Source organism: Corynebacterium sp. ACRPS (assembly GCF_022346005.1).
In the GTDB taxonomy this organism is placed as follows: domain Bacteria; phylum Actinomycetota; class Actinomycetes; order Mycobacteriales; family Mycobacteriaceae; genus Corynebacterium.
The window spans coordinates 1-9,469 of sequence record NZ_JAKRMY010000029.1 but is presented as its reverse complement, the minus strand read 5'-3'; the positions used below and the strand labels follow the sequence as shown (position 1 = coordinate 9,469).

Sequence of the window (9,469 nt, the reverse complement as noted above, 5' to 3'; positions counted from 1 at the left end):
CCCACGATCAGCGCCACGTAGATGGCCAGCACGAGCTGGTGCAGCCGACGCCGAACAACCGCGGGCCTATAGCGCGGGGCCACTTACTGGCCCACCTTCTGCGTGAGCTTATCCTGCAGCGCCCGGCGCGTGGCACGGGTGGTCTGCGCCTCCACGATGGTGATGCCCGTGGAGTATTCCTTAAGCTCTGCCAGGGTATCCAGCAGCTCCTGCGGGGTGGTCACCAGACGGTAGTCTGCGTCATAAGCCTCTGCCAGCTTGTCGATGCCCACCCCATGCGGCGTTCCAAAGGCCGGCTCGAAGGCATCGCGAAGCGCGGGCGCGCCTTGTTCCAGGGTTTCAAAGATGCCGCCGCCATTGTCATTGGCCACCACGATGGTGAGGTTCTCTGGCCGCGGCTGGTCCTCCGGGATCAGCAGCCCGTTGGCATCGTGCAAAAAGGTCACATCCCCTACCAGGGCCATCACGCGTGGGGCGCGCCAATTAGTGGGATCCAGCGATTGCGTGGCCAGGGCCACGCCGATGGCTTGGGAGACGGTGCCATCGATGCCCGCCACCCCGCGCGGGGCGTAGGTATCCACGCCGTCAAAGGGCAGCCCGATGAGGGAGGCATCGCGCACCGGATTCGAGGCGCCGAGCACCACCGTGTCATTGACCGCGAGCGTATCGCCTACCGCCGCCGCTACGTGCAGGCCGGTGAACCCGAGTTCTTCATCCTCCAGGGTTGTGCGCACGGCCTCGCCGACCATGTCGGTCGCGCCTTGGCAGATCTTGAGCCACTCGCGGCTTGGCTCCCCGGTGGTCTTGACGGTGGTGCCAAGGCGCGCGTTATCCCCGCGCTGGTTGGTAAAGTCCGCCGTGCGCGAGAGCACCACCAGCTCGATATCCGGGTCATTCATCAGCGCGAGCACGCCGCGATGCAGCGTGGGATGGCCCACCACGATGACCTGCTCGACCTTGGTATTGACCACGTAGTCATTGGCGGAGACCTGCGCCTTGCGGAAAATATGCGCCGCGGCCGGGTGCACGGGGTGGAAGGGCCCCGGCGCGGAGGGCTCCGCGATGGTCGGCACGTCTTCTAGGCCCTCGACCTCCCAGGCCTCATCGCCGGCGATAACAAGGGTATTTTTGCTCAAGTCCACCGCGACCTCGCCGTGGTCATAAAACCGCGGGGTGGCCGCGCGGGTGCCATCGCCACCTACTCGCTCCGGCAGGCTATCTCCTACCAGGGGTGCGTCAAAGGCGATATTGATGTGTACCTGGAGGTCGCGCTCAAACCGCTCTGCAATGGCGGCGATATCCTCTTCCGCATTGACCTGGGTGGTATCCGCATAGACGCCGAAGATGCCATCTTGCACGATGGTTTGGGAGGCGCCGGTGCCGATCAACCGCTCCGGGCGGTCCGCGCTGATAATGGCCAGCGGGGTATGGGAATAGTGCGCCTCAACCACCGCGGGCAGCGTATTGGCCACGGCCGTGCCGGAGGTCATCACCACCCCGACGTGGCGGTGCTGCACGCGCGCCATTCCTAAGGCGGTAAACGCAGCGCCGCGCTCATCAATGCGCGTATGCACCCGGATATCCTCGCGCGCGAGGAGGGCGAGCGACAGCGGTGCGTTGCGGGATCCCGGGCACAGCACCACATCGGTAAGGTGGCGCGCCAATTGGGCGGCCACCTGTTCAGCCAGCTGCATCGATTCATTCATGCTGCCAGATTTTACCTACTGCGGCGCAGCGGCCGGCAATCGCGCCGCGCCGCCGCCTTGCCTATAGCCGGTACCGCTGGTTAGCCCTGCTGCTGGTTGCCGCCATTGCCAAAGAGATCCCGCAAAAGGCGTTCCACGTCGAGGTCATCGCCTTCTTCCAGGCGGTCCTGAATTTCCGGTGGCAGCTCGGTAGGAATATCTTCGGGGAGATCGTCTTGCAGATTCGGCAGATTGCGCAGGCGCTCAGAAATACCAGGGCCCGCATCCTCGGTCTCGGTCACTGTGGTGGGCACCTGCGTGGTGGTGGTTTCCGTCACCGGTTCTGGCGCGGGCTTATCGGCATCGCTCGCGGCATTGCGCCACAAGAAGAACAGGGCGCCCGCCGCCAGGATGGCAACGACGGCGATGGCGGCAAAGACCCCGGCCATCCCGCCGTTTTTCTTCTTTCCCCTGCCGCGCTGGTCCGGGTCATAGTCCGACGGCACCGGCTCATACTGCTGCTGGGCGTATTGTTGCTGGCCATACTGCCCACCGGGCTGCTGATAGTTTTGTTGGTAATTCTGCTGGTAATCGGCGTTCGCGTCGAATTGCCGCGTCTCATTCTGCGGCTGCTGCGCGCCCGGGAAATACTGCTGTGGGCGCTGGCTGCGGGCATTACCGCCCGCATTATCTGGGACGCGGCCTATCTGGCGCGTGGCATCCTCGGCCGGGCCAGACCACTGGCGGGTCTCGTCAGTGCCGCGCCCATCATCATGAGAGCCTTTTCGGCCATTGGAACCGTTTTCACCAAAGCCATTATTTGTCATGCCTACCAGATGTACATCATTTTCCTGTGAGATCCCAGGGAATCTCCCAGATGCCAGCGTTGGACCGAGGGGAGATGCTAGCTCTGCAGCTGGCGCGCCCGCAGCGCCCGTCCGGTCGCGGTATCTTCCGCGGCCAGCTGGCTTGGGGTGGCATCCGCGATGATCTGCCCGCCGTCCGCACCGGCGCCGGGGCCCATTTCAATGATGCGGTCCGCGCTCGCTAGAACGTTGAGATCGTGCTCGATGACGATCACGGTATGCCCGGCATCGACAAGCTTGTGCAGCTCCGCATTGAGCAGGGCAATATCGGCTGGGTGCAGGCCGGTGGTGGGCTCATCCAGCATGTAGACCGTGTGCCCGCGCCGCGAATTGCGGGAGCGCTGCAGTTCCGTGGCGAGCTTGATGCGCTGCGCCTCGCCGCCGGAAAGCTCCGGCGCACCCTGTCCCAAGCGGAGGTAGCCCAGGCCCACGGCCTGCAGCGTGGCGATGGCGCGGTGGATCTTTGGTTCCTCGGCAAAGAATTCGGCGGCCTCATCCACGGTGAGCTCCAGCACCTCTGCGATGCTGCGCCCATGCCAGGTCACCTCGAGGGTTTCATCGTTGAAGCGGGCACCGCCGCATTGTGGGCAGGTGGTATAGGAACCCGGCAAAAAGACCAGCTCTACCTCGATTTTTCCGGCGCCACCACAGGTGGGGCACTGGCCCTGCTTCACGTTGTAGGAAAAGCGCGAGACCGTCCACTTGCGCTCCTTGGCCTCCGGGGTGGAGGCAAAGAGCTTGCGCACGTTATCGAAAAGGCCGGTATAGGTGGCCAACGTGGAACGCGGGGTGCGGCCAATGGGCTTTTGGGAAATCTGCACCAGACGGGAGACCTTATCCAGGCCCTCTACCCCGGCAAGCGAGAACTCGTGGCCGCCCTCGTCCGCGTCGTCTTTATCCTCATCGGCCACGGCGGTGGCGGATTCCTTGAGGGTTTCTGCCAGCACGGTGCTCACCAGCGTCGACTTGCCCGAGCCCGAAACCCCGGCCACTGCGGTAAATTGCCCCAGGCCAAAGTCCACATCGAGCCCGTCGATACTGCGCGCCGAAATGCCACGGAGGCGGAGGTGGTTGGAGGGGGTGCGTGGGGCATCGGCAAGCGCGAGCTCACGCTGCGCCAACGCGCGGGCGGTAGGGGTATCGGCGTCGTAGTCCTCGACCGGACCGGAATAAACCACCTTGCCGCCGCCCTCGCCGGCGTAGGGGCCAACGTCCACGAGCCAATCCGCCTGGGCCACCAAATCCATATCGTGTTCAACCAGCAACACCGAATTGCCGGCGTCAATAAACCGGCGGCACATATCCAGCACCGCCCCGCGCTCATCGGGATGCAGGCCGGCAGACGGCTCATCGAGCACATACGCCACGCCAAAGAGCCCGGAACGCAGCTGGGCGGCGAGCCGAATGCGCTGCAATTCACCCGCCGAAAGGCTCTGGGTGGGCCGGTCCAGGCTCAGGTGCGCCAACCCCAGCTCCAGGGCGGAGGTCAGCGCCGGCAACACCTGCTTGAGCAGCAGATCCTCCGCGGAATTCTCCTCCGGTTCCTGCGCGCTGAGTACCTCATAGACCTGGTCCAGCGGCAGGGCGCCCAGCTTGTCGATGCTCATTCCCGCATACATCACCTTGAGCGCCCGCGGGTTCAACCGCCGGCCGTGGCAGGTATCGCACTCGCGGGATTCCATGAAGGACAACGTGCGCTTGCGCAGCGATTCCGATTGGGTCTCCTGCAGCGTCTTGGTGAGGTAACTGGCCACCGAGCGCCACGTGCCCTCATAATTGCGCTGGATCTGGTCCGCGCCGCGCAGGGGTTTTACGGTGACCACGGGGCGTTCTTCGGTAAATAGGATCCAGTCGCGGTCTTCCTGCGGCAAGTCTTGCCAGGGGGAATCCAGGTCATAGCCCAAGTTCATGAGGATATCGTGGAAATTTTTGCCCGCCCACGCACCGGGCCAGGCCTTAATGGCGCCTTCCTCAATGGACAAGGTGGGATCGGGCACCATCGATTGCTCGGTGGGCTCGTGCACCACGCCCGCGCCCTGGCACTGCGGACACATGCCCTCTGGGGTATTTGGTGAAAAGGCATCCGAGTAGAGGCCCTCAGGGTTATCCCCGGCGCGCGAGTACAACAGGCGCACGCTATTAGATAGCGCGGAAACCGTGCCCACCGTGGAGCGCGCCCCGCCGCCGGAGGTGGATTGCTGCAGCGCCACCGTGGGCGGCAAGCCCTCCACCTGGCTTACCTGTGGGTCCACCGCGGAGCTAATGAGCCGGCGCGCAAACGGCGCCACCGATTCCAGGTAGCGGCGCTGCCCTTCCCCGTGGATGGTGCCAAAGGCCAGAGAGGATTTTCCGGAACCGGAGACTCCCGTCACCGCCACGAGTTGGCCGCGCGGCATATCCACATCGACGTTGCGCAGGTTGTGTAAGTGGGCATCGCGAACCTTGATTGTCATGACCACAATCCTACCCGCGCACCAGCTCCCTAAGGCAACGCTTCGGCCCGCCACCCCCGCCGCGCATTGCCTACCGATCTGTCTACCACTCCGCCTGCCCAAGAATTAATTTCACGCCCGCTCAGGGTGTTCCGGCTGGCGAGCGCGCCCTGCAACCACCAAGCTGCCGCCGGTGCATATTTCGCCGCCTCTCTTGCTGATAGACTTCATTGTCTATTATGACGATTCCGCTTGGTCTATAAGCTAGAAGGTAGGGCTCCGCGTTGACCGATAACACTTCATCCATCGCGCTGATTGGACTTGGCCCCCGCGGCATTTCCGTCCTCGAGCGCCTCGTGGCACAACTCAATACCGTCTCCCACCCGCCAGAGAAACTAACGCTGCACCTTATCGATGATGCCCAGCACGGCGGCGGCAAGATTTGGGATATCAACCAGCCCAAATACCTGTGCATGAATACCTTCGCCCACGGTATGACGCTGTTTTCTGAGACCAACTCCACGGTGGAGGCCCCAGTGGTGGAAGGCCCCACCATCTACGAGTGGATCCGCCTGACGCTTGGCGATGCCCACGTGTCCCCCGGCGCCCGCGATTACGTCGCCGCCCACCCACTCGATCCGCAGGTGCTTGGGGAATTCGGCCGCACAGAGCTAGAGAAGCTGCGCCCCGAATCCTATTTGCCGCGCGCGCTGTACGGCCACTACATCCTGTGGGTCTTCCGCTCCGTCTTGCAGGATGTGCCGGAGTGGGTTGAGGTCAAGCAACACCACGCCCGCGTGGTGGATATTGAATCCCGCGAGGGTGCAGATATTTTGCACCTTAATAACGACACCACCGTTGCGGCCGGCTCCACCTTGGCGGTCACCGGCTGGCAAAACCAGGGCTATACCGAAAACGAGCGGTGGATCTTAAAGACCTTGGAAGATAACCCCAGCCTGCGCTGGATCCGCGCTGATAACCCAATCGACCAGGGTGTTGACTCCATCAAGGACAACGAGAAGGTCCTCGTGCGCGGGCTTGGTATGGGCTTTTTCGATATCCTCATCCTCTCCACTGTGGGCCGCGGTGGTAAGTTCGTCGAGGATTCCTCCAAGCCTTGGGGCATGCGCTATGAGGCCACCGGCACCGAGCCCACCTTTGCAGCCGCATCCCGGCGCGGCTATCCCTTCCTGCCGCAATCCAATGAAGGCGCCCTCCCACCGGCCGCGGAGATCCCGCGGTTAAAGAAGGTCGTCGCCGAGCTATCCCACCGCACGGGCGCGCGCTCCATCAACTATGACACCGAGGTATGGCCTGCGGTCGCCCGCGATGCCTACCAGGCCTATATCGATACCCTCGCCCGCGTCGAGCCGGAAAGCCTGCGCGCCTCCCGCGAGGAGATCATCGCCGCCCTCGATGCCACCCCGGTAGATGCAGGCGTGGCCTATAACGGCCTGGCCCAGCTCGATGAGGTCATTGCGCGCCATACCACCAAGGATTTCAGCCTACTGCGCTGGATGCACCTGCTCACGGAGGATTTTTCCAACCAGCAGGAGCTCACCGAGCACATCGCGCAGAGCCTGTGCGAGGACCTGGCAGAATCCCAGAAGGGCCCGGATAGCCCGGTGCGCGCCGCTTTGTGGTCGGTCGGTTTCTCCCGCAAACCCACCCAGGTTCTGGGCGCTGAGGGCCGCTATACCCTGGAGTCGCGCCACCACATGTTCGATAAGGCCATCTCCTTGGGCCAGACCACGTGCTCCGGCCCGCCGCCCTTCCGCACGCAGCAATTGCTGGCGCTTGTCGATGCCGGCATTGTCAGCTTCGTCGGCGGCAACCCCGTCTTGGGAACGAATGCCGATGCCGGGGAATGGACCATCAGCTCCAGCGCGTCTGGTGGCAAGCGCATCCCGGGCACGACGCTTCTCGATGCCTGGGTGCACAAGCCCGATATCCGCCGCACCCCGCACGATTCCTTCATGCACTCCCTCGTGGAATCCGGGCGCGTGCGCGCCTTTACAGAAACCGCCAGCGATGGCATCGAGGTACCTACCGGCTCGCCCGCCGAAGACCCCGATACCCGCCAGGTCCACAACGCCGATGGCACCGTGGATGAGCGCCTGCACCTCGTAGGAATCCCCGCCCACGCCGAGTACCCGGATACTACCTTGGCCCCGCCGATTCCCGGCACCGATTCGTGGTTCATCCAGGAAGCCGATAAGGCCGCCGTGCACGCGGCCCAGGTAGCACTCGCGGGGCAAGCGTAGCTAGCAGCGAGGGGGCAGGCAACCGCCTGCCCATTACGCTGTTAGCAGTTCCGTTCGGAGGAGCCCAGGATTCATACTCCTAGCCCCATGCTGGGGCAGGTTATGTTTATCTGCGTTCGGACCTGACCCCCATTTGGTGGACACCTGATATCCAGCCCAGTCGGACTGGGAAGAAAGGTAATCTACCATCATGTCCAGGTATTCCGAACAGTTCAAACGCGATGCCGTGGCCCTCTATAAGGAACAATGAGGGCCTCTCGCTGAACTCAGCATTAGCCGAACTCGGCATCAACCGAGCTTCGCTGCATTCTTGGGTCAAAAAGTACGGCACCGGCAAACGTGCCCGCATAAAAGCCGTGCATGATAAAGCCCAAGCGGCGAATGATTCTGCGCGAATCCGCCAGCTAGAGAAAGAAAACGCAAAACTGCGCGAAGAACGCGATATCCTGCGTAAGGCCGCGAAATATTTTGCTTAAAGCAACTCACTGGTGATCCGCTTCCAGTTCGTCGATGACCACCGAACCGAATACTCGGTTAAGCGGATGTGCCACGTTTTAAAGCTGAATCGTTCCTCGTTTTACAAGTGGGTGAGCACCCGCAAAAAGCGCAGGTTAAAGATGCATTCCGACGGTCTTATTGGTGCAAGAATAAAGACCATCTTCGACGATGAGCACGGGCTTTACGGAGCTCAACGCATCGCCGCAAGCCTTAAAGCCGATGAGAGCTGTGGTCCGACGAATCACAAGAAAGTTGCACGAATCATGAAAACCATGGGACTTCAAGGCTTTACTAAACGGCGTCGATGCACCACCACTAGGCGCAAGCCTGGTCACCGCGTCATGCCAGATCTAGTAGGCCGCAAGTGCACGGACCTGACCCCCTGGTGGTGGACACGCTGAAACCAGCATGTCGCTGGGGAAGTGAGGTACCTTTCCACCATGCCACGCAAGACCTACACCGAGCAGTTCAAGCGCGACGCAGTCTCGTTGTACGAGTCGACCCCCGGAGCAACGCTCAACGCGATCGCCTCCGATCTCGGGGTCAACCGCAACTCCCTGCGCACCTGGCTCGACGCCTTCGGCACACGCACCAAAACCAACGCCAACGGTGAAAAAGTCGCCAGCCTCATCGCCGCGTCGGACTCCGCCACCGCTGCCTCAGGACTGTCGGACGCCGAACGCATCCGCGTACTGGAACGCGAAAACGCCAAACTCCGCGAGGAACGAGAAATCCTTCGTAAGGCGGCCAAATATTTCGCGGAAGAGACGAACTGGTGAACCGCTTCCGGTTCGTTGACGACCATCGAGACCTCTACGAGGTCAAGCGGTTATGCCAGGTCCTGGAAATCAGCTGCCCCTGCCCGCCGGCAACACCTCGTCGATGACGCGGTGCTGGGAGCGCAGATCAAGACCACCTTCAACGCCGAGAACGGCTGCTACGGCGCGAAACGAGTGACTGCGGCGATCAACTCCGATCCCGTCAACGACCGGGGCAAGGGCGGCCGTCTCAATCACAAGCGCACCGCCCGGCTGATGCGGCAGATGGGCCTTTTTGGTTTCACCAGGAAACGCCGGGTGAAAACGACGACGTCGAGTAAACGGGCCCCGAGGTTTCCGGATCTGCTGCAACGCCGGTTCACTGCGGACAGGCCGAACGCGGTCTACGTCGGCGACATCACGTACCTGCCGATCGCGGACGGGTCGAATATGTACCTGGCCACGGTTATCGACTGCTATTCGCGGCAGTTGACGGGGTTTGCGATCGCTGATCACATGCGCACCGAGTTGGTTGAAGAAGCCCTGACGATGGCCCGGAAGGTTCGCGGGAGCCTAGACGGGGCGATCTTCCACTCGGATCACGGCAGTGTTTATGCCTCTGATCAGTACCGGAGACTATGCGTGCGCTTCGGTGTCACCCAGTCGATGGGCGCGATCGGGACGAGTGCGGACAACTCGTTGGCGGAGTCGTTCAACGCCTCGTTGAAGCGGGAAGTCCTGTAGGATGAGTCTGTTTTCACTAGTCAGTTGGCCTGCCGCCAGGATGTGTTTCGGTGGTGCACGCGGTACAACACCAAACGATTGCATTCATGGTGCGGTTACCGCTGAGAGTGTCTAATGGTTTGTGTGTGGGAACCTAACCCGCATAAGGAGATGAACCAGAATGACTACTATGGCGAGACGAGATCCGGCTGATAAGGCCAAGATTGATGCGATTGAAAAGAA

General features: G+C 62.2%; 8 protein-coding genes. 5 read left to right on the top strand and 3 right to left on the bottom strand.

Annotated elements, in window-relative coordinates; translation table 11 throughout:
• Positions 1–83: 83 nt before the first annotated feature.
• The 3 genes from menD to MHX65_RS11250 form a co-directional block, all read right to left on the bottom strand.
• The gene (gene menD, locus MHX65_RS11260) at positions 84–1,706 is read right to left on the bottom strand and encodes a 2-succinyl-5-enolpyruvyl-6-hydroxy-3-cyclohexene-1-carboxylic-acid synthase (RefSeq protein ID WP_239270144.1); all 1,623 of its coding nucleotides are present in this window, start codon (positions 1,704–1,706) and stop codon (positions 84–86) included.
• Positions 1,707–1,786: 80 nt separating this feature from the next.
• Positions 1,787–2,512: a hypothetical protein gene (locus tag MHX65_RS11255; protein WP_239270143.1), complete on the bottom strand. Its 726-nt coding sequence runs from the start codon at positions 2,510–2,512 to the stop codon at positions 1,787–1,789.
• A gap of 77 nt (positions 2,513–2,589) precedes the next feature.
• Complete coding sequence (locus tag MHX65_RS11250) at positions 2,590–5,004, bottom strand: excinuclease ABC subunit UvrA (RefSeq protein WP_239270142.1); 2,415 nt, start codon at positions 5,002–5,004, stop codon at positions 2,590–2,592.
• 263 nt (positions 5,005–5,267) lie between these two features.
• On the opposite strand from MHX65_RS11250, the gene MHX65_RS11245 reads away from it, so the two are divergent.
• The 5 genes from MHX65_RS11245 (at position 5,268) to MHX65_RS11560 (ending at position 9,247) form a co-directional block, all read left to right on the top strand.
• Positions 5,268–7,247 (top strand): FAD/NAD(P)-binding protein, encoded by a 1,980-nt coding sequence (locus tag MHX65_RS11245; protein ID WP_239270141.1) that lies wholly within the window; start codon positions 5,268–5,270, stop codon positions 7,245–7,247.
• A gap of 221 nt (positions 7,248–7,468) precedes the next feature.
• Positions 7,469–7,723 (top strand): hypothetical protein, encoded by a 255-nt coding sequence (locus MHX65_RS11240; RefSeq protein WP_239270140.1) that lies wholly within the window; start codon positions 7,469–7,471, stop codon positions 7,721–7,723.
• Positions 7,724–7,789: 66 nt separating this feature from the next.
• Positions 7,790–8,146, top strand: a complete 357-nt coding sequence (locus MHX65_RS11645; RefSeq protein ID WP_370657805.1) for an IS3 family transposase — start codon at positions 7,790–7,792, stop codon at positions 8,144–8,146.
• Between the two features lie 39 nt (positions 8,147–8,185).
• Complete coding sequence (locus MHX65_RS11565; protein ID WP_255722742.1) at positions 8,186–8,524, top strand: transposase; 339 nt, start codon at positions 8,186–8,188, stop codon at positions 8,522–8,524.
• Between the two features lie 15 nt (positions 8,525–8,539).
• A complete protein-coding gene (locus MHX65_RS11560; protein WP_255722740.1) occupies positions 8,540–9,247 on the top strand; it encodes an IS3 family transposase in 708 nt (235 codons plus the stop codon).
• Positions 9,248–9,469 lie beyond the last annotated feature (222 nt).